The organism is Allobosea eneae, from assembly GCF_042657265.1.
Taxonomy (GTDB): Bacteria; Pseudomonadota; Alphaproteobacteria; order Rhizobiales; family Beijerinckiaceae; genus Allobosea; species Allobosea eneae.
Window position 1 is genome coordinate 162,466 of sequence record NZ_JBHSLW010000008.1, and the last position, 18,041, is coordinate 180,506.

General features: G+C 69.0%; 20 protein-coding genes. 13 read left to right on the forward strand and 7 right to left on the reverse strand.

Annotated features, from left to right (window positions below; all coding sequences use genetic code 11):
* Window positions 1-209 precede the first annotated feature (209 nt).
* The 5 genes from ACFPOB_RS06060 to lpxK all read left to right on the forward strand — a co-directional run bounded on the left by ACFPOB_RS06060 (window position 210) and on the right by lpxK (window position 4,596).
* Window positions 210-1,037: a 3'(2'),5'-bisphosphate nucleotidase CysQ gene (locus tag ACFPOB_RS06060; protein ID WP_377796715.1), complete on the forward strand. Its 828-nt coding sequence runs from the start codon at window positions 210-212 to the stop codon at window positions 1,035-1,037.
* A gap of 207 nt (window positions 1,038-1,244) precedes the next feature.
* Window positions 1,245-1,487 (forward strand): DUF4170 domain-containing protein, encoded by a 243-nt coding sequence (locus ACFPOB_RS06065; protein WP_377796717.1) that lies wholly within the window; start codon window positions 1,245-1,247, stop codon window positions 1,485-1,487.
* A gap of 27 nt (window positions 1,488-1,514) precedes the next feature.
* On the forward strand, window positions 1,515-2,264 hold the full coding sequence (locus ACFPOB_RS06070) for a lysophospholipid acyltransferase family protein (protein WP_377796719.1): 750 nt from the start codon (window positions 1,515-1,517) through the stop codon (window positions 2,262-2,264).
* The gene (locus ACFPOB_RS06075) at window positions 2,261-3,562 is read left to right on the forward strand and encodes a 3-deoxy-D-manno-octulosonic acid transferase (protein WP_377796721.1); all 1,302 of its coding nucleotides are present in this window, start codon (window positions 2,261-2,263) and stop codon (window positions 3,560-3,562) included. The genes ACFPOB_RS06070 and ACFPOB_RS06075 overlap by 4 nt, the downstream gene beginning before the upstream one ends.
* Window positions 3,562-4,596, forward strand: coding sequence for a tetraacyldisaccharide 4'-kinase (gene lpxK, locus ACFPOB_RS06080; protein ID WP_377796723.1), 1,035 nt, complete (start codon window positions 3,562-3,564; stop codon window positions 4,594-4,596). Before ACFPOB_RS06075 ends, lpxK begins: the two co-directional genes overlap by 1 nt.
* On the opposite strand, the gene ACFPOB_RS06085 is transcribed toward lpxK, so the two are convergent.
* Window positions 4,564-4,785: a DUF2093 domain-containing protein gene (locus tag ACFPOB_RS06085; RefSeq protein ID WP_377796815.1), complete on the reverse strand. Its 222-nt coding sequence runs from the start codon at window positions 4,783-4,785 to the stop codon at window positions 4,564-4,566. The genes lpxK and ACFPOB_RS06085 overlap by 33 nt on opposite strands.
* A gap of 118 nt (window positions 4,786-4,903) precedes the next feature.
* Here ACFPOB_RS06085 and ACFPOB_RS06090 point away from each other — a divergent pair, with 118 nt between their 5' ends.
* The gene (locus tag ACFPOB_RS06090) at window positions 4,904-5,749 is read left to right on the forward strand and encodes a dienelactone hydrolase family protein (RefSeq protein ID WP_377796725.1); all 846 of its coding nucleotides are present in this window, start codon (window positions 4,904-4,906) and stop codon (window positions 5,747-5,749) included.
* 31 nt (window positions 5,750-5,780) lie between these two features.
* Here ACFPOB_RS06090 and ACFPOB_RS06095 read toward each other — a convergent pair whose 3' ends face one another.
* Window positions 5,781-6,509, reverse strand: a complete 729-nt coding sequence (locus ACFPOB_RS06095) for an SGNH/GDSL hydrolase family protein (protein WP_377796726.1) — start codon at window positions 6,507-6,509, stop codon at window positions 5,781-5,783.
* Between the two features lie 156 nt (window positions 6,510-6,665).
* Window positions 6,666-8,189, reverse strand: a complete 1,524-nt coding sequence (xseA, locus tag ACFPOB_RS06100; RefSeq protein WP_377796727.1) for an exodeoxyribonuclease VII large subunit — start codon at window positions 8,187-8,189, stop codon at window positions 6,666-6,668.
* Between the two features lie 92 nt (window positions 8,190-8,281).
* On the opposite strand from xseA, the gene purD reads away from it, so the two are divergent.
* The 5 genes from purD (at window position 8,282) to ACFPOB_RS06125 (ending at window position 12,234) form a co-directional block, all read left to right on the forward strand.
* The gene (purD, locus tag ACFPOB_RS06105; protein ID WP_377796729.1) at window positions 8,282-9,562 is read left to right on the forward strand and encodes a phosphoribosylamine--glycine ligase; all 1,281 of its coding nucleotides are present in this window, start codon (window positions 8,282-8,284) and stop codon (window positions 9,560-9,562) included.
* 54 nt (window positions 9,563-9,616) lie between these two features.
* Entirely contained in the window at window positions 9,617-9,871 is a 255-nt protein-coding gene (locus tag ACFPOB_RS06110) for a type II toxin-antitoxin system VapB family antitoxin (protein WP_377796731.1), read from the forward strand.
* On the forward strand, window positions 9,868-10,290 hold the full coding sequence (locus ACFPOB_RS06115; RefSeq protein WP_377796733.1) for a type II toxin-antitoxin system VapC family toxin: 423 nt from the start codon (window positions 9,868-9,870) through the stop codon (window positions 10,288-10,290). Before ACFPOB_RS06110 ends, ACFPOB_RS06115 begins: the two co-directional genes overlap by 4 nt.
* Window positions 10,287-11,201 carry an alpha/beta fold hydrolase gene (locus ACFPOB_RS06120; protein ID WP_377796734.1) on the forward strand — a complete coding sequence of 305 codons (915 nt, stop codon included), beginning with the start codon at window positions 10,287-10,289 and terminating at the stop codon, window positions 11,199-11,201. The genes ACFPOB_RS06115 and ACFPOB_RS06120 overlap by 4 nt, the downstream gene beginning before the upstream one ends.
* Window positions 11,202-11,364: 163 nt before the next feature.
* Complete coding sequence (locus ACFPOB_RS06125) at window positions 11,365-12,234, forward strand: patatin-like phospholipase family protein (protein WP_377796736.1); 870 nt, start codon at window positions 11,365-11,367, stop codon at window positions 12,232-12,234.
* Between the two features lie 81 nt (window positions 12,235-12,315).
* On the opposite strand, the gene ACFPOB_RS06130 is transcribed toward ACFPOB_RS06125, so the two are convergent.
* A complete protein-coding gene (locus ACFPOB_RS06130; protein WP_377796738.1) occupies window positions 12,316-13,083 on the reverse strand; it encodes an ArsR/SmtB family transcription factor in 768 nt (255 codons plus the stop codon).
* Window positions 13,084-13,241: 158 nt separating this feature from the next.
* Between ACFPOB_RS06130 and ACFPOB_RS06135 the strand changes: the two genes are divergently transcribed.
* Window positions 13,242-13,982, forward strand: a complete 741-nt coding sequence (locus ACFPOB_RS06135) for a sulfite exporter TauE/SafE family protein (protein WP_377796739.1) — start codon at window positions 13,242-13,244, stop codon at window positions 13,980-13,982.
* Between the two features lie 10 nt (window positions 13,983-13,992).
* On the opposite strand, the gene ACFPOB_RS06140 is transcribed toward ACFPOB_RS06135, so the two are convergent.
* The 3 genes from ACFPOB_RS06140 to ACFPOB_RS06150 all read right to left on the reverse strand — a co-directional run bounded on the left by ACFPOB_RS06140 (window position 13,993) and on the right by ACFPOB_RS06150 (window position 15,719).
* Window positions 13,993-14,403 carry a hypothetical protein gene (locus ACFPOB_RS06140; protein ID WP_377796741.1) on the reverse strand — a complete coding sequence of 137 codons (411 nt, stop codon included), beginning with the start codon at window positions 14,401-14,403 and terminating at the stop codon, window positions 13,993-13,995.
* A gap of 345 nt (window positions 14,404-14,748) precedes the next feature.
* Window positions 14,749-15,252, reverse strand: a complete 504-nt coding sequence (locus ACFPOB_RS06145) for a GNAT family N-acetyltransferase (protein ID WP_377796743.1) — start codon at window positions 15,250-15,252, stop codon at window positions 14,749-14,751.
* Window positions 15,252-15,719, reverse strand: a complete 468-nt coding sequence (locus ACFPOB_RS06150; protein WP_377796744.1) for a nucleoside deaminase — start codon at window positions 15,717-15,719, stop codon at window positions 15,252-15,254. Before ACFPOB_RS06150 ends, ACFPOB_RS06145 begins: the two co-directional genes overlap by 1 nt.
* Window positions 15,720-15,853: 134 nt before the next feature.
* Here ACFPOB_RS06150 and ACFPOB_RS06155 point away from each other — a divergent pair, with 134 nt between their 5' ends.
* On the forward strand, window positions 15,854-18,040 hold the full coding sequence (locus ACFPOB_RS06155; protein WP_377796746.1) for a pseudouridine synthase: 2,187 nt from the start codon (window positions 15,854-15,856) through the stop codon (window positions 18,038-18,040).
* Window position 18,041: the final 1 nt, after the last annotated feature.

Sequence of the window (18,041 nt, forward strand, 5' to 3'; positions counted from 1 at the left end):
CCTCTGTCGATGCGGGGTTCTCGGACTTTGCAGGCACGAGATTGGCCGCAAGGGTTGTCCGAGCGCTTAAGCTTGAGGGTTAAACAAAGGTGATGAAGCGGTTTTCGGCCCTCTTCCGGTCGGTTTCCCGGTTGATGCTTGACGGAATCTTTCTGGCGATGGTGGCTTTTTCCTTGTTCATCCGCCTCGCAAAGCCGTAACGAAGCCCGATGACATCGACACCACTGCCAATCGCCCGTGAACTTCTGCCCGCCGTCGAAGCCGCTTGCCGCGAAGCCGGTGGGCTCGCGCTCGACCTGTTCCGCCCCGGCGCGAAGACCGCGGCGAAAACCTGGTCCAAGGCCGGCGGCTCGCCGGTGACGGAAGCCGATATCGGCGTCGACACATTTCTGAACATGCGCCTCTCGGCCCTGCTGCCGGAGGCGGCCTGGCTCTCGGAGGAGACCGCCGACGATACGATCCGCCTGTCGCGCCGCTTCGTCTGGGTGGTCGATCCGATCGACGGCACCCGCGCCTTCATGTCGGGCTCGCCTGATTGGGCGGTCTGCGTCGCCCTGCTCGACGAAGGGCGCCCCATCCTCGGCGTGGTGCATGCGCCGGCGGGGACGACGACCTATACGGCGGTCAGCGGCGGTGGAGCGCACAGCAACGGCAAGCCGATCCGCGCGAACGAGCTCACGACGCTCGCCGGTGCCCACATCGCCGGGCCGAAACCGATGCTCGACGCCCTCGCCCGCCAGGAGGATTTCATTGCCACAGACAAGATTCCGTCGCTGGCACTGCGGCTGACCCGCATCGCCGACGGCACGATCGATGCCGGGCTGGTCTCGCCGGATGCGCGCGACTGGGATCTCGCCGCCGCCGATCTCGTGCTCAAGGAGGCCGGCGGCCAGGTCACGACATCGGATGGCGAAGCGCTCAGCTATAACCGCGAGATACCGGTCCACGGCATGCTGATGGCGTCTGGAACCAGTCTTGCCTCCTCGCTCGCGCAGGCGCTGCGCCGGCTGCGCGAGAGCCAGCCACAGCGGCGCTGACGCGCGGCACGACGCCGCTGCCACAGCGTCAGGTCGAAAGCTGCCGGAAATAACCGCAATTTGTTGGCGATCGGCCCTCGCGCGCGCGCGACTGATGGCTTATCTGGTCGCACGGCGAAAATGCGGGCAAGCAAGGTCGGGGCAGGTCCGGCCCTGCGTCGGCTCGCTGCTGGCAGAGATTTTCAGGACACCGGTCGGAGACGAACGATGAGCACGAGCCAGGACACCAAGCAGCTGCTGCACCTCGTGATCGGCGGCGAGTTGAGCTCGCTCGACGGGGTCGAGTTCAAGGACCTATCCCAGGTCGACATCGTCGGCGTGTACCCGAACTACGCCGCCGCCCATGCGGCCTGGAAGGCGAAGGCGCAACAGACCGTCGATCAGGCCCAGACCCGTTATTTCGTCGTCCATCTGCACCGCCTGCTCGATCCCTCGACCGCGCAGAGCTGATTTCCGAGGCATAATCAGTCCGGTTCGATGGGATTCTCGCTGCTCAAGACGAAGTTCGCGCAGGAGGCGCTCGGCCGCAGCCTGGCCTATTACCTGCGGCTGGTCAGGCGCACGAACCGCTTCACCGTCGAACCGGCCGATGTCTATGAGCGCGTGCGCGGCGAGCTGCCGCTGATCATCGCGATGTGGCACGGCCAGCACGTGATGATCCCGTTCGCCCGGCCGGAGTGGATGCCATCCTGCTCGCTGGTCTCCCGCCATGGCGATGGCGGCTTCAACGCGGTGGCGTTGCGCGAGCTTGGCATCGGCGCGATACGCGGCTCGGGCGCCTCCGGCAAGAAGGTTCGCGAGAAGGGCGGCGCGCCGGCCTTCCTCGCCATGCTTCGCCGGCTCGCCGCCGGCGACACCATGGTGCTGACCGCCGACATCCCCAAGCGCGCCCGCATCTGCGGCCCGGGCATCGTCCAATTGGCGCGCGCCTCGGGGCGGCCAATCCACCCGATCGCCGTGGTGACCAGCCGGCGGATCGACTTCAACAGCTGGGATCGCGCCTCGATCGGCCTGCCCTTCGGCCGCGGCGCCATCGTCGTCGGTGATCCCGTCTGGGTGGCGCGCGATGCGGATGAGGCCACCTGCGAGGCGGCGCGCCTCGCCGTCCAGACCGGGCTCGACGCCGTGCATGAGCGCGCCTATGCGCTGATCGGCGCGCGCGATCCCGGCGCCGGCCTGCGTGAAATCCAGGCTGCAAAGGCGATGGCCAAGGCCGACGCCGCATGATCGGCCGCAGCTTTATCATCCAGGTCTATCGGACGCTCACCGCTTTGCTCGAGCCGGCCGCCGCCGGCCTGCTGCTCTGGCGACGCCGGCGCGGCAAGGAGGATCCGGGCCGCCTCGCTGAGCGGCGCGGCCATCCGAGTGTCGAGCGGCCGGCGAAGACGCTGGTCTGGCTGCACGGCGCCAGCGTCGGCGAGACGGTGACGCTGCTGCCGCTGATCGAACGCCTGCAGCGGCGCGGGCTCGCGGTGCTGGTGACCTCGGGCACCGTGACCTCGGCGCGGCTCCTGGCCCAGCGCCTGCCGGCCGGGACGATCCACCAGTTCCTGCCGCTCGACGTGCCGCGCTACATGCGCCGCTTCCTCGATCATTGGCAGCCCGATCTCGGCCTGATCTGCGAATCCGAGATCTGGCCGAACCTGATGATCGAATCCGGCAAGCGCGGCGTGCCGCTCGTCCTGATCAATGCGCGCATGTCCGAGCGGTCGTTCCAGCGTTGGTACAAACTCCCCAAGACCTCGCGCTATCTGCTCTCCGGCTTCGACCGCTGCCTGGCGCAGTCGCAGGAGGACGGGCAGCGGCTCGCCCAGCTCGGCGCGCCACGCGTCAGCATCGCCGGCAACCTGAAATTCGACGTTCCCGCGCTGCCGGCGGATCCCAATACGCTCGCTTTGCTCGATGGCCTTGTCGCCGGCCGGCCGGTCTGGGTCGCCGCCTCGACGCATCCGGGCGAGGAGGAGGACGTGCTCGCCGCCCATCTCGGGGTCAGGGCGCATCTGCCCAAGCTCCTCACCATCGTCGTGCCGCGCCATCCCGATCGTGGCGGCGAGGTCGCGGCGCTGGCGCAGGCCAATGGCGTTTCCAGCGCCCGCCGCTCGCTGGGGCACCTGCCCGAGCGCGACATCGACTTCTACATCGCCGACACGCTCGGCGATCTCGGTCTGTTCTACCGGCTGGCGCCGGTCGCCTTCATCGGCGGCTCGCTCGCGCCGATCGGCGGCCATAACCCGATCGAGCCGGCCAAGCTCGGCTGCGCCCTGCTGCACGGCCCGCTCGTGCATAAATCTGCCGATCTCTTCGCCGCCTTCGATGCCGGCGGCGGCGCCATCCAGGTCGCCGACCGGCAGGAGCTCGCCCAGTCCGTGCATCGCTGGCTCAGCGATCCGGCCGCAGCCCGCCAGGCCGCACGAGCCGCGGCCCGCACCAGCAGCGAGCTCAGCGGCGCGCTCGACCGCACGGTCCAGGCGATCGAGCCGCTGCTGCTGCGCGCCATGATCGGCCAACGGGAGAGCGTGGAGTGATGCGTGCGCCGGGCTTCTGGTGGCGCTCGCCGCCATCCGTCCTCGCCTGGCTGCTGCAACCCTTCGGGGCGCTCTACGGCGCGATCACGCTGCAGCGAATGCGTCGCCCCGGCGCCCAGGCCCGCATCCCGGTGATCTGCGTCGGCAATTTCGTCGCGGGCGGCGCCGGCAAGACGCCGACCACTCTGGCGCTCGCCTCCAGGCTCGCTGCGCTGGGCGAGATGCCCTTCGCTCTGACCCGTGGCTATGGCGGCAGGCTGCCAGGCCCTTTGCGTGTCGACCCGGCCCAGCACGGTCCCGGGGATGTCGGCGATGAACCACTGCTGCTGGCCGCCCGCCTGCCGACGATCGTGGCCCGCGAACGGCCTGCGGGCGCTTTGCTCGCGCGCGAGGCCGGTGCCAGCCTCGTCCTGATGGATGACGGGCTGCAGAATCCCTCGCTGCACAAGGATCTGCGGCTGGCGGTGGTCGACGGCGCGGTCGGCGTCGGTAACGGCCTGTGTCTGCCGGCCGGACCGCTCCGTGCGCCGCTCGCCGGCCAGCTCGGGCAGATCGATGCGATCGTCCTGATCGGCGAAGGCGCGGCAGGGGAGCATGTCGCTGCCGCGGCAGCCGCTGCGGGCAAAAGCCTGCTGCGAGCGAGGCTGGTCCCGCCAGCCGATATCAAGGCAGAGCTCGCCGGCCTGCCGGTGCTGGCTGTATCGGGCATCGGTCGGCCTGAGAAATTCGCGGCGACATTGCGCGCCGCCGGCGCCCGGCTCATCGGCGAGCATGCCTTTGGCGACCACCACGCCTATACGTCGGACGAGGTCGCGGCGCTGATCGCCGAGGCGAAGGGACACGCCTGCTGCATCGCCGTCACCGAAAAGGACATGGTCAAGCTCGCGCCGCTCTGGCCGGCGGCGGAGCGCTCGCTGCTGCTGTGCGTGCCGGTTACGCTAGTCTTCGAGGACGAAGCGGCCCTCGATAGGCTGTTGCGCGAATGCCTCGAAAAAACCCGTTCACCCGCGCCCGGCGCGGCGCACGCGCAGTAGCACGGCCTCGGGCGAGACATAGGCCTCCTGCCACTCCACCGACCAGTAGCGCAGATCCTCGAGCCGGATCGGCGCACCGGTGACGGCGCAGCGGACGAACGCGCCGGGGCGCACGACCCGGAACTCGCCATGGCCGTAATCGACCAGCGCTTCCGATCCGGAGGGAGGCAGGCGTTCGTTGATGTTCATCACGGAGCGGGCGATCGAGCGGCGGAAAGCTAACGTACAGGTTGCAGTACGGCGCAACCATCTCTGAATCAACGCATTGTTCCAGCATGGTCTTTCTGTGATAGCGTCAGTTGCGATGATGTCCAGCCTGACCCGCGCCAAGACCCTGGCGATTGGTCTACTCTCCCTGCTCGCGGCGCCCGCGATCGCGGGCGGCTACGAACGCGTCCGTATCCCACACGACGACTACCAGCTCGATGCGGTGATGTTCCGCCCGGCGGGGCCGGGCCCTTTCCCCGCGGTCGTCGCCCTCCATGGTTGCGGCGGCCTCTGGCGCGAGCCGAACAAGCTCTCGACGCGGCACAGCGATTGGGGCGAGCGCCTGGCCGCGACCGGCCTGGTTGTGCTGATGCCCGACAGCTACGGCTCGCGCGGACTCGGTTCGCAATGCGGCGTCAAGGACGTCACCATTCGCGCCAGCCGCGAGCGCGTCGGCGACGCGATGGCGGCCCGCCGCTGGCTGCAGGAGCGCCCCGATGTGCGCCGCGACGCGATCGCATTGCTGGGCTGGTCCGGCGGCGGCTCGACCCTCCTTGCCGCGATCCGGAAGGACCGCAGGCCGGCCGACCGCCAGCCCGATTTCACCCGCGCCGTGGCGTTCTATCCGGGCTGCCGCACCCAATCGGAGTCGGGCAGCTTCGAGGCGCGCCTGCCGACCCTGATCCTGATGGGCGATGCCGACGACTGGACGCCGCCCGGCCCTTGCGACTTCCTCGCCAAATCCGCCCGCGCTCGCGGCGAGCCGGTCGAGCTCGTGCTCTATCCCGGCGCAGTGCATGATTTCGATCACCCCCGCCTGGACAAGCGCGAAAAGGAAGGCGTCGCCTATTCGGCCTCCGGGACCGGCAAGGTCACGATCGGCACCGACCCGGCAGCACGCGACGATGCGATCAAGCGGGTCAAGGCTTTCCTGATGGGCAAGTGAAGCGGGCCGGCGAGCAGCGGCCTGTCGGAGTTCAGCGTGCCGAGGCCGCGAGCGTCACGGCGGGCTTGTCGCCCAGCAGCGAACGCGCAATGTCCTGCGCCAGGCAGCCATAGCCGGCATCGCTCATATGGAATCGGTCGCCGGCAAGCGCCGCCATGAAGCCCTCCGCGTCGCGCTGATACCAGCTCAGCATCGCCTGGTAGCGTGACAGTACCGGAACGGCCTGCGTCCTGGCGACATCGGCGATGGCGTCGACATAGGCGCGATAACGCGCCGTCTCCTTGATGCCCGGATAGAACTGCGGATCGAGGATGACGAGCCGGGTCCGGGCCTGCTTGGCCGCGTCGATGCCGTCCGCCACGAGATTGCGGAAGGTGCCGAGGTCGCCGCCGGCCACAGCATCGTTGGTGCCGACCTGCCAGATCACCAGATCGTAGCGGCCTTCCTTCAACGCGGCCTTCAGGCGCGACAAGGTCTGCGGCGCGGTTTCACCACCGATGCCGGCATTGACCATCTCGATGGCGCGGCCTGCGAGCCCTTCGCGCAGCAGCGTGCTCAGCCGCGCCGGGTAGGTCTTGTCCTTGCCGCTGGCGCCGATGCCCTCGGTCGACGACGAGCCGATGGCGAGAATGCGCAGGGGAGCGCCGCTCTTACTCCAGCTCGAGGTGAGAGCGGCGGCATCGCGGGAGAGCGTCGACGGCCTGCAGACGAATTCGGTTGCGTTTGCCTGCTGCTCTTGCAGGCCCAGAGGCGCAAGCATGGCAAAGGCACAAGCAAGGCGTCTCCGAAAACCGGCGAGCATCAAGGATCATTCCCCCAACCGCTATCAGGCACCGATTAGCCAGAGCTAGCTGAACGCTATCTGAACGGGACGCGCTTCATCCAAATTGGTGGTGAATGACCGGTTTTCGGCATCTCAGAATAGGTCGCCCTGCCCGCTTCCCCCGGCGGCCTTGCGCCCGGACGAGCGCGGCGCCTGTGGCGAAGAGGCGCCACCGGGCACGACGGCGCCGAAGCTGCCATCGGCGAGCGTGACCTGCAGGGCCAATCCGGGCCGCGCTGCCGTGGCGCTGCGCAGCAGATTGCCGCCCTCGTCGCGCACCAGCGCATAGCCGCGCGCCAGCACCGCCTGCGGGCCGAGCGAGGCGGCCAGCTTCCAGACGCTGTCGAGCCGGTCGCGGCGGCGCTGGATCTGACGGCTGAAGGCCGCGACCGCGCGCGCAGTGATCGCGTCAAGCCGGTCGCCGGCACGGGCGATGCGGTCGCGCTCGGCGCGAAGCAGTGCACCCCGCGCCGCCGCGAGGCGCTTGCCGAGTCCGTCGAGCCGAGCCGCATGGGTCGCGAGCCGCGCCGCCGGCGATTGCGCATGCAGGCGCCGGTCGAGTTGGGCGAGGCGCTGCTCATAGGCGCGGGCGTTGCGGGCCAGGGCCGGGCCAAGCTTGGCCGCTGCGAGATCGAGCCGCTGGCGCGGCGCCGCCAGCAAGGCTTCGGGCGTCGGCAAGGCGCGGGCGAGCGCGCGCAGATCGCTCCGGCGCCGCTCTGACAGGCGCAGGGTCGCTCCCGACAGCCGGCGCGACAGGTCGGTCACCTGCGCCAGCAATTCGGCCCGCACCGGCACGACCTTTTCGGCTGCGCCGGTCGGCGTGGGGCTGCGCAGATCGGCGGCATGGTCGATCAGGGTGACATCGGTCTCGTGGCCGACGGCCGAGACCAGCGGGATCAGCGAGGCGGCGGCGGCGCGCACCACCACCTCCTCATTGAAGCCCATCAGGTCTTCGAGCGAGCCGCCGCCGCGCGCGACGATGATCACGTCCGGTCGCGGAATCCGGCCGCCCTCCGGCAAAGCGTTGAAGCCGGCGATGGCGTTGGCGACCTCGGCCGCGCTGGTCTCACCCTGGACTCGGACCGGCCAGACCAAGACATGGCGCGGAAAGCGCTCCTCCAGTCGGTGCAGGATGTCGCGGATGACCGCGCCGGTCGGCGAGGTCACGACGCCGACGACACGCGGCAGGAAGGGGATAAGCTGCTTGCGGCCGGGATCGAACAGGCCCTCGGCGGCGAGCTTCTTGCGGCGCTCCTCCAGCAGCGCCATCAGCGCGCCGATGCCGGCCGGCTCCAACGAATCGATGATGATCTGGTAGCTCGACTTGCCGGCGAAGGTGGTGATCTTGCCGGTGGCGATCACCTCCAGCCCTTCCTGGGGCTTGGTCTTCAGCCGGCCGAAAACGCCCTTCCAGATCACCGCGTCGATCTTGGCGTTGGCATCCTTCAGCGAGAAATAGACATGGCCGGAGCCGACCGGGCCGCGGTAGCCGGAGATTTCGCCGCGGACGCGCACGAAACCGAAGGCGTCCTCCAGCGTGCGCTTGAGCGCGCCGGAGAGGTCGGAGACCGACCATTCGGGGGCATTGCCGGCGGGCTGAGGCGATTCGCTGTCCATGGCGCGAACTTAGCGGCACGAGGACGCAAGCAGAAGCGTTGCCCCGACAGCCTGCGGCAGCTATTGCGCCTTCGAGCAAGCGGAGAAATGCGATGAACATTCTTCTGATCGGGTCCGGCGGGCGCGAGCACGCCCTGGCCTGGGCGATCTCGGCCTCGCCGCTCTGCGACAAGCTCTTCATCGCGCCCGGCAATCCCGGCACCGGCCAATGCGGCGAGAATGTCGTGCTGGATATCGCCGACCACCGCGCCGTCGCCGACTTCTGCAAGCTGATGGGCGTCGGCCTCGTCGTGGTCGGGCCGGAAGGCCCGCTGGTCGAGGGGATCGTCGACGATCTCGAAGCTGCGGGCATCAAGACCTTCGGCCCGTCGAAGGCGGCAGCGCAGCTCGAAGGCTCGAAGGCCTTCACCAAGGAACTCTGCGCCGAGTTCGGCATCCCGACCGCGGCCTTCGCTCGCTTCACTGACGAGGCCGCTGCCAGGGAATATGTCGCCAGGACCGGTGCGCCGCTGGTGATCAAGGCCGACGGGCTTGCCGCCGGCAAGGGCGTGATCATGGCCGAGACCATCGAGCAGGCCAATGACGCGCTGGCGATGATGTTCTCGGGCGGGCTCGGTGCCGCCGGCGCCGAGGTGGTGATCGAGGAGTGGATGATCGGCGAGGAAGCCAGCTTCTTCGCGCTCTGCGACGGCGCGCATGCCCTGCCCCTCGCCTCTGCCCAGGATCACAAGCGCGCCTTCGACGGCGACACCGGCCCGAACACCGGCGGCATGGGCGCCTATTCGCCCGCGCCGGTGATGACCAAGGCGATGGAAGAGCAGGTGATGGCCGAGATCATCCGGCCGACACTGGCGGGCATGAACCAGCGTGGCACGCCGTTCAGGGGCGTGCTCTTCGCCGGTTTGATGATCACCGCGGATGGCCCGAAGCTCATCGAATACAACACCCGCTTCGGCGATCCCGAATGCGAGGTGCTGATGCCGCGGCTGAAGAGCGACCTCGTGCCGGCGCTGCTCGCCGCGCGCGACGGCGTGTTGAACGCCGTCGACCTGCGCTGGTCCGACGAGGTCGCGCTGACGGTGGTGATGGCGGCGAAGGGCTATCCCGGCACGCCGGAGAAGGGCAGCGTCATCAAGGGCATCGACAAGGCCGCCGCCGAAAAGGATGTGCTGGTCTTCCATGCCGGCACGCAGGCGAGGGACGGCGAGATCGTCGCCAATGGCGGGCGCGTGCTCAATATCGTGGCGCTCGGCAGAAGCGTCAGCGAGGCGCAGGCCAAGGCCTACGCAGCGGTCGACCTGATCGACTGGCCGGGCGGCTTCTGTCGCCGCGACATCGGCTGGCAGGCGGTCAAGCGCGAGCGCGAAAGCTGACGGAACAACCTTCATCGTATATATTGACTTGAAATTGATATATACGAGAGTGCCATGACAGTGCTGATCAGGGATGCCGAGGCCGACCGCCTTATCCGCGAGTTGGCGGCACGCACAGGCGAGACCATCACCCAGGCGGTCAAGATCGCTGCACAAGAGCGGCTGGATCGGCTGCCGCCACCATCCGGCGGACGCATCGACCGCGAAAAGCTGGACAAACTGCTCGCGACGTTCCGCGACCGGCTCGTCGATGATCCACGATCCGATGACGAAATTATCGGGTATGATGAAAACGGGCTGCCCAAGTGACGGCAACACTCGCTGTCGACAGCTCCGCCATCGTCGCGATCCTGACGGGCGAACCTGAACAGGCGGCCTTCCGCAGCCTTCTGGACGGCGCGCCCGCGGCGTTCTGCTCGACCGCGAGCTTCGTCGAGACCTTCATGGTCTTGTCGGCTCGAATCACAGGCTTGACTGCCAGCGAACTCGACGCGGCATTGCAGACGATCAGGGTCGAGCTATTGCCGCTCGACGCCGAGCAAGCCGTCCTCGCAGCCGAGGCTTTCGCCCGCTTCGGCAAGGGCCGCCATCCGGCCAAGCTCAATCTCGGCGACTGCTTCTCTTATGCTCTTGCCAAATCCTTGAACGCGCCTCTGCTCTACAAGGGCGAGGATTTCGGCCGGACCGACCTCGTCGCGGCCGTAGCATCACAGGAGTTGCGGCCATGACCAATATCGACAGCCTCTTCCCCGGCTTCGAGGCGCGCTGGATCGACGGGCCGATCGGCAAGATCTTCGCCCGCGTCGGCGGAAAGGGACCGCCGGTGGTGCTGATCCACGGCTTCCCGCAGACCCATGCCGAATGGCACGAGATGGCAGGCGAACTGGCCAAGACCCATACCGTCGTCTGCCTGGATTTGCGCGGCTATGGCTGGTCGGCGGCACCGCATGGCGATGGCGGCAAGGCGCTCTACAGCAAGCGCGGCATGGGCGAGGACATCATCGCCGCGATGAGCGCGCTCGGCTTCAACCGCTTCGCCGTGATCGGTCATGACCGCGGCGCCCGCGTCGCCTATCGCCTCGCGCTCGACCATCCCGGCCGGGTCGAGCGGCTCGTCCTGCTCGACATCCTGCCGACCGTCTCGATGTGGGAAGGCATGGACGCGGCGCGCGCCATGCAAGTCTATCACTGGACCTTCCTGGCCCAGCCCGAACCGGTGCCGGAAAGGCTGATCCAGGCCGACCCCGCCGGCTGGCTCGACCACACCATCGCGAGCTGGACGCGAGCCAAGAAGATCGAGGCCTTCCACCCGCTCGCGCTGGCCGCCTATGCGGAGTCCTTCAACGACCCGTCGCGCATCCACGCCGCCTGCGAGGACTACCGCGCTGGCGCGACCACCGACATCGAGCATGACAAGGCCGATCTCGGGGCGGGGAAAAAGATCCTATGCCCGGTGCTGGTGCTCTGGGGCGAGGCCGGCATCCCGGCCAAGGGCGCAAGCCCGCTCGACATCTGGCACGAGACCTTCGCGCCGCAGGCAGAGGGGCAGGCGATCGCCAGCGGCCATTTCCTGCCCGAGGAGAATCCGCAGGACACGCTGGCGGCGGTTAGACCTTTCCTGGTGCAACCGCTTTCATAAACACGCTGGTCATCCCGGACGGAGCGAAGCGGAGATCCGGGATCCATGCCTGAGCCTCACCAACATAGGTTCCGGAATGGATCCCGGGTCTCCCTTCGGTCGCCCGGGATGACTATGAAAGGGATGCGCTTTCGACATGCCTAGAAGCGGATCGCCTTTCGCCATGACCTCAGCCCTGCCAGCGACGAACAAAGCCTCTTTGAAGCCCGAGCTCGTCCTGGTACTCGGCTCGGGCGGGGCGCGCGGGCTCAGCCATATCCCGGTGCTGGAGGCGCTCGATGAGCTCGGCTTGAAGCCGGCGCTGATCGCCGGCTCGTCGATGGGCGCGATCGTCGGCGCGGCCTATGCGGCCGGCCTCTCCGGCCGCGACCTGCGTGCCCATGTCGAGGCGAGCTTCCGCGACCGGGCCCGGGTGATCGCCAGGCTGCTCGAAGCACGCATCGGCAAGATCGCCGATCTCTGGCGCGGCGGCCTCGGCAATCCCGTGCTGATCGACGGCGAGCGGCTGCTCGACCTGTTCTGGCCGCAGGCCGTGCCGGATCGCTTCGAGGAGCTCGGGATCCCGTTCCTCAGCGTCGCGACCGACTATCATCTGCATGACGAGGTCGTCCTCGGCAGCGGCCCCCTGACGCCGGCCGTTGCCGCATCGCTGGCGATCCCCGGGCTGGTCAGGCCGGTGACGATCGGCGGGCGCGTGCTGATCGATGGCGGCGCGATCAATCCGCTGCCCTATGACCGCCTGCTCGGTCCGGGGCGCCTCGTGCTCGCGGTCGATACCAGCGCGCCGGCGACCGTCAGCGACAGCCGCGTGCCCGAGCCACTCGAAGCCATGGTCGGCGTCTCGCAGATCCTGACACGGGCCCTGGTCCAGCGCATGATCGAGCGGCAGCCGCCGGACATCCTGATCCGTGCCGGCGGCGAAGGTTTTGGCGGGCTCGACTTCTTCCGCTGGCAGGCGATCCTGGAGGCCGCAGAGCCGGCGAAGGACGAGGTCAAGCGGAGGCTGTCAGAGGCGTTTGAGAAGGCGGCTTGAACACCCCATCTTTCCGGGGCAGGCCGAAGGCCTGAGCCCGGAACCCATGAACACAACGTTGGATTGGGCAGCTGCTCCGACCTACCCAATCGCGTCGTGTTCATGGATTCCGGGCTCGCAGCTGCGCGACGCCCCGGAAAGACGGCTTGGTACCTCCGGCTCGTCGCAGCGGAAGCCCGGCAGGCCAGCCTCCAGCGCCGCACGCCCTTCATCGGTCAGGATCACCGCGCGACTATCCTTGACCCGCTTCACCCAGCCCGTCTCGAAGCAGCGGCAGGCCATGGCCGCCGCAAGCGAGCCGGCGAGATGCGGGCGGCGCTCGCTCCAGTCGAGACAGGGCCGCAGCGCCGCCCGCTTGCCCTTGCTCGCAATAGCGGGGTCGATCCCGAGCCCGGCGAAGAGCGCGACGCCAGAGCGGGTCAGGCCATAGCCGCCATCGGCGACGGTGAGATGCCCGCCGGCGACGAGCGCGTCATGGATCGCGATGCCAAGACGGCCGGCGAAATGATCGTAGCAGGTGCGGGCGCGGGCGAGATCGGCGCCGACGCGCGAGGGCAGCCTCCGCCCGTTCGCCTGGCCGCCGGAGAGCACCATCAGCCCTTCCAGCGCAGCGGCGACCTCGGGCCCCGCCAGACGGTAATAGCGATGGCGGCCCTGCACGGCGACGCCGAGCAGACCGCCCTGCATCAGCTTGGCGAGATGACCGCTCGCAGTCTGCGGCGCGACGCCGGCGAGGAAGGCGAGCTCCTTGGCCGTCAGCGCCCGGCCGTCCATCAGCGCATGCAGCATGTTGGCGCGGGCGGGGTCGCCCATCAGATGAGCGATCTCGGCGAGATAGGGTCCGTTCATGGCCGTGGCTCATCGCCTCCATTGTGGCTGCCATGATGACGTCGGTGCTCGCTGAGGCAAGCGAGGACGCTACCGCGAGGACCGTAGTATCGACAAGCGACAGCGCGGGTCAGGACTGCGACAAGCGATCCAACGCAATCGACCGACCCGGCAGGACCATGGACCAGACGACGCTCTTCAGCTTCATCGCCGCGACCTTCGTGCTCGCCGGCTTCGTCAAGGGCGTGATCGGGCTCGGCCTGCCGACGATCGCGGTCGGCGTGCTCGGCGTGGTGATGGCGCCGGCGCAGGCGGCGGCGCTGCTGGTCATCCCCAACCTCGTCACCAATAGCTGGCAGCTCGCGGGGCCAAAGCTGAAGGCCATCGCCATCCGTCTCTGGCCGATGCTGGCCGGAACCTGTGTCGGCACCTGGGCCGGCGCCGGGCTCCTGGAAAAGGCCAAGGACGGCTCGGCGACGCTCTGGCTCGGCATCGCACTGGTGCTCTATGCACTGGTCGGGCTGAAGGCCGCCAAGCTGCGCGTTCCCGAGAAGGCCGAGATCTGGCTCGGCCCGCTGGTGGGTGTCGTCACCGGTGTTGCCACTGCCGCGACCGGCGTCTTCGTGTTGCCGGCCGTGCCTTATCTGCAGGCGCTGGGCTTCGACAAGGACGAGCTGGTGCAGGCGCTTGGCCTCTCCTTCATCGTCTCGACCATCGCCCTGTCCTTCGGGCTGGTCGGCGCCGGCGCGCTCGACCTGAAGGTCGCCGGAGCCTCATTGCTAGCGCTGCTGCCGGCGCTGGCCGGGATGTGGTTCGGCCAGGCGATCCGGCAGCGCATCACGGCGGCAACCTTCAAGCTCTGCTTCTTCGCCGGGCTGCTGGCGCTGGGCAGCTACCTCGTCGCACGGACGATGCTCTGACGGACGCTGGTCAGCGCCCACGCCCGGCATAGGCCAGGCGGCGGCTGCGCTTCTTGCCATACCAGGCGATCTCGCGGTCACCGACATCGACATGGACGAGGCCGTTCGAATAGGAGCCGACACCGCCGACAGCTTCGATCGTCTTGGCGGCGGCCGCGGCGTTCCGCGGCGAGGTGGCGAGCGGGCGGAAATCGATGGCGTTGCCGCGATAGTGCTGGGAGTTGCGGGCGTGGCGGCCGCCGCAGGTCGAGGTGATCTGGATCGGGCCGATCTTCGCGGTGAGTTCCTTGATCATGCCGAGGGTTTCCGGCTTCAGGCAGCTCAGCCCCTTCACCTGCGGCTGGAACGAGATCTTCGCGAGATGGGTATCGGCGGCGAAGGAGGGGGACGCAGTCCAACAGGCCGCGGACAGCGCAGCCAACGCAACTTTACGCATAATGGAGATTTACCGATTTAGGGGAATGGAATGCTCAAGCCACCATTCCTTGGTCTGGCCGAGCAGTGCAGCGGCGACCTACGGGCGATACGAGGCAAAAACATGGCAACGGATGCCAGCAACGCCCTGAGCGATCAACTTTCTGCTTCTCTACTCCATCGGAATTAGGTCGATCGAACTAGGCGATTAAAATCAAATACTAGGAAATATACATTACATAAACTGTGAAAATTGCTGAAGAACAGATCGAATACTATTTCTTAAAGTGCCAGCATCGCTTCTTCAAGCATTCGCACGGCAGCTCGGCCGCCAGGCCGACGGATCGATCGACTACAGCCCGAACGCCGCCGGGTAGCTGACCGAGCCCTGCCGTCCCGCCAGCGCTCCCGGCACCAGCTCCAGCGCCATGAAGGCCTCACCGGAGAAGGGCGAGGCGAGGTTCCCTGCCAGCGCCGCCGAGAAGCCGAAGCGCGGATAATAATCGGGATGGCCGAGCACGATAACGGCCTCCGCTCCCACAGCCCGCGCCTGATCGAGCGCCGCCGCGATCAGCCCGCCGCCGATGCCCTGCTTCTGGTGGCCCGGCTGCACCGCCATCTGAGCGAGCGCCAGAGCCTTCATGGCGCGGCCGTCCATTATCGTCGGCAGCCAGCTGAGCAGGATGTGGCCGATGATCGCGCCACCCTGCTCCGCAACCAACTCGACGGCGACAAGGCCATCGCCGCGTAGACGCTCGACGATGCCGACCTCATCCTCGCCGCCGAAGGCTGCGCGGTTGAGCGCAGCAATCGCTCCCGCATCGGCCGGCTTCGCGCCACCGATCATCGCCGCCATCAGCGCTTCCCTCGGAAGAAATCGCGCAACAATTCTGCCGCCTCGCGCTCGCTCAGGCCACCATAGACCTCCGGTGCGTGATGGCAGCTCGGGCTGCGATAGAGCCGGACGCCGTTCTCGACCGCCCCGCCCTTCGGGTCGGAGGCAGCGAAATAGAGCCGCCTGATCCGGGCGAAGGAGATCGCCGCCGCGCACATCGGGCAGGGCTCGAGCGTGACATACAGATCGCAATCGATCAGCCGTTCCGACCCGATCGCCTCGCAGGCCAGCCGGATCGCCAATGTCTCGGCATGCGCCGTCGGGTCCTTGAGCTCGAGCGTGCGGTTGCCGGCGCTGGCCAGAATCTCGCCGCCACGGACGATCACCGCCCCGACCGGTACCTCGCCACGCTCCGCCGCGGCGCGCGCCTCGGCGAGCGCCAGCGCCATCGGCGACATCTCGGCCTGCTTTGCGTCGATCGATCCCATCGAACCTTCATCTTTGCCGTCGCAGCGCACGAAAACGCCTGCTACAAGCGCCGGCTAATACCAGATTCAAGAGCCGCTGCCGTCCCGGATCGCTTCGCAACCCGGTCCGCGATGATCCGGCTTCAGGAGCAACCATGAGCGACGACAACAACCAGAAAAGCCGCGGTCCGCGCAAGGGTGGCGGAGCCGGTGGCCGCGGCGGCGGACGCGATGGCGGCCCTGGCCGCGGTGGCCCCGGCGGCCGGCCGCCCGGACGCGGCGGCAAGCCGCCCTTCCGTTCGCGCGATGGCGAGGAACGCCCCCGGCGCGCGCCGGCTGAAGGCGCCGAGCGCCGCAGCGATGGCGAGCGCCCGGCGCGCCGTTTCGAGAAGAAGCCGTTTGGCGAGCGGCCGCCGCGCGAGGGTGGCGAGCGGCCGCCGCGCGAGGGTGGCGAGCGGCCATTCCGCGACCGTGGCAGTGACGAACGCCGCGCCAGCCGGCCACCGCGCGACGACGACCGGCCAAGCCGCGACAGGGCTGGCGGTGGCAGGCCCGGCGGCTTCGGGCGCCCTTCCCGCGATGGTGACCGCTCCTTCCGCGGACGCGGTGACGACGAGCGCCGTGCAGCACGTCCCGCGCGCGAAGGTGGCGAACGCCCCTTCCGCCAGCGCGACGGCGAGGAGCGCCGGCCACCGCGCGAGCGCGGCGAGGAACGCGGCCGCAGCGAGCGCCCGTTCCGCGAGCGCAGCAGCGAAGGCCCGCGTTCCGCCCGCCCGCCACGTCGCGAGGAGCGCGGCGAGGGCCGCGGCTTCGGCGGCAAGCGCTTCGACGCTCCACGCGGCAGCAATCCGACGCGCACGCGCCCCGACCGGGCGCATCGCAACGCCGCCGAGATCGCCGAGGCCGTCTCGGCTCCGGCTGCGCCGCAGGAGCCGGAGCGCATCGCCAAGGTGATGGCCCGCGCCGGCGTCGCTTCGCGCCGCGACAGCGAGGCGCTGATCGCGGAAGGCCGTGTCAGCGTCAACGGCAAGGTGATCGAGAGCCCGGCGCTCGATGTCGGCCCGAACGATGTCGTGCTGGTCGATGGCGAGCCCTTGCCGGCGCGCGAGCGCACAAGGCTCTGGTTCTACCACAAGCCGCGCGGCCTGGTGACGACCAACCATGATCCGGAGGGGCGCCCGACCGTGTTCGACGCGCTGCCGGAGGACCTGCCGCGCGTGCTCTCGGTCGGCCGGCTCGACATCAACACGGAAGGCCTGCTGCTGCTGACCAATGATGGCGGGCTGGCGCGCATGCTGGAGCTGCCCGAGACCGGCTGGCTGCGGCGCTATCGCGTGCGCGCCTTCGGCCAGGTCAACCAGGCCCAGCTCGATACGCTCCGGGGCGGCGTCACCATCGACGGCGTCCAGTACGGCCCGGTGATTGCCCAGTTCGAGCGCGAGCAGGGCGCCAACACCTGGCTCACCGTCGACCTGCGCGAAGGCAAGAACCGCGAGGTCAAGACGGTGCTGGAGCATCTTGGCCTGCAGGTGAACCGGCTGATCCGCGTCTCCTTCGGCCCGTTCCAGCTCGGCGACCTGCCGGAGGGCGAGGCCGAGGAGGTGCGTTCCAAGGTGCTCAAGGACCAGCTCGGCACCGAGCTGATGGCCAAGGCGGGCGTCGATTTCGACTCGCCGCGGCGCGACGAAAGCCGATCAGACGAAAGGCCCGCGCGCGGCAGGTCCGCCCCCGCCGGCGACGACCGCCCGCGCCGCCGGCCGCGCGAGGAGCAGGCCGAGGAGGCCCGCCCGCTGCGTGGCGACAAGCCTTGGACCCGCGGCGTCTGGCGCGATGTCGAGGCCGAGCCGCAACGCGAGCGCAAGGCACCACCGCGCCGCGGCGCCGACCCGAAGGAAGAACGTCAGGCGCGCGAGGCCACCGGCACCGTCACGCGCGTGCGCGACAAGGCGATCGCCGATCCCAAGGGCCGGCGCGTCAAGGTCGAGCGCATCAGCGCCAAGCCCAGCGACGAGCCGCGCGAGGACAGGCCCGCGCGCGCACCACGCAGCGAACGGCCGAGCCGTGCGCCACGCGAGGAGAGCTTCGGCCGCGATCGCGGCGGCGAGGCGCCCTGGCGCGGCAGCGGCGACTGGGCCGACAAGCCGCCGCGCGGCAAGCGCCCACCCAGCGGCGGTGCCGGCGCTGGTGCCGACGACCGCCCTGCCCGCCCCTTCCGCGGCAAGCCGACCGGCGACCGGCCAGGTGGCGATCGGCCCGGCGGGCGCGGGCCGCGCCCCGGTGGCGGCCGCCCGCCGCGCTCAGGTCCGCCGCGTTCGGGCGGTGGGCGTGATCGCCGCGGCTGAG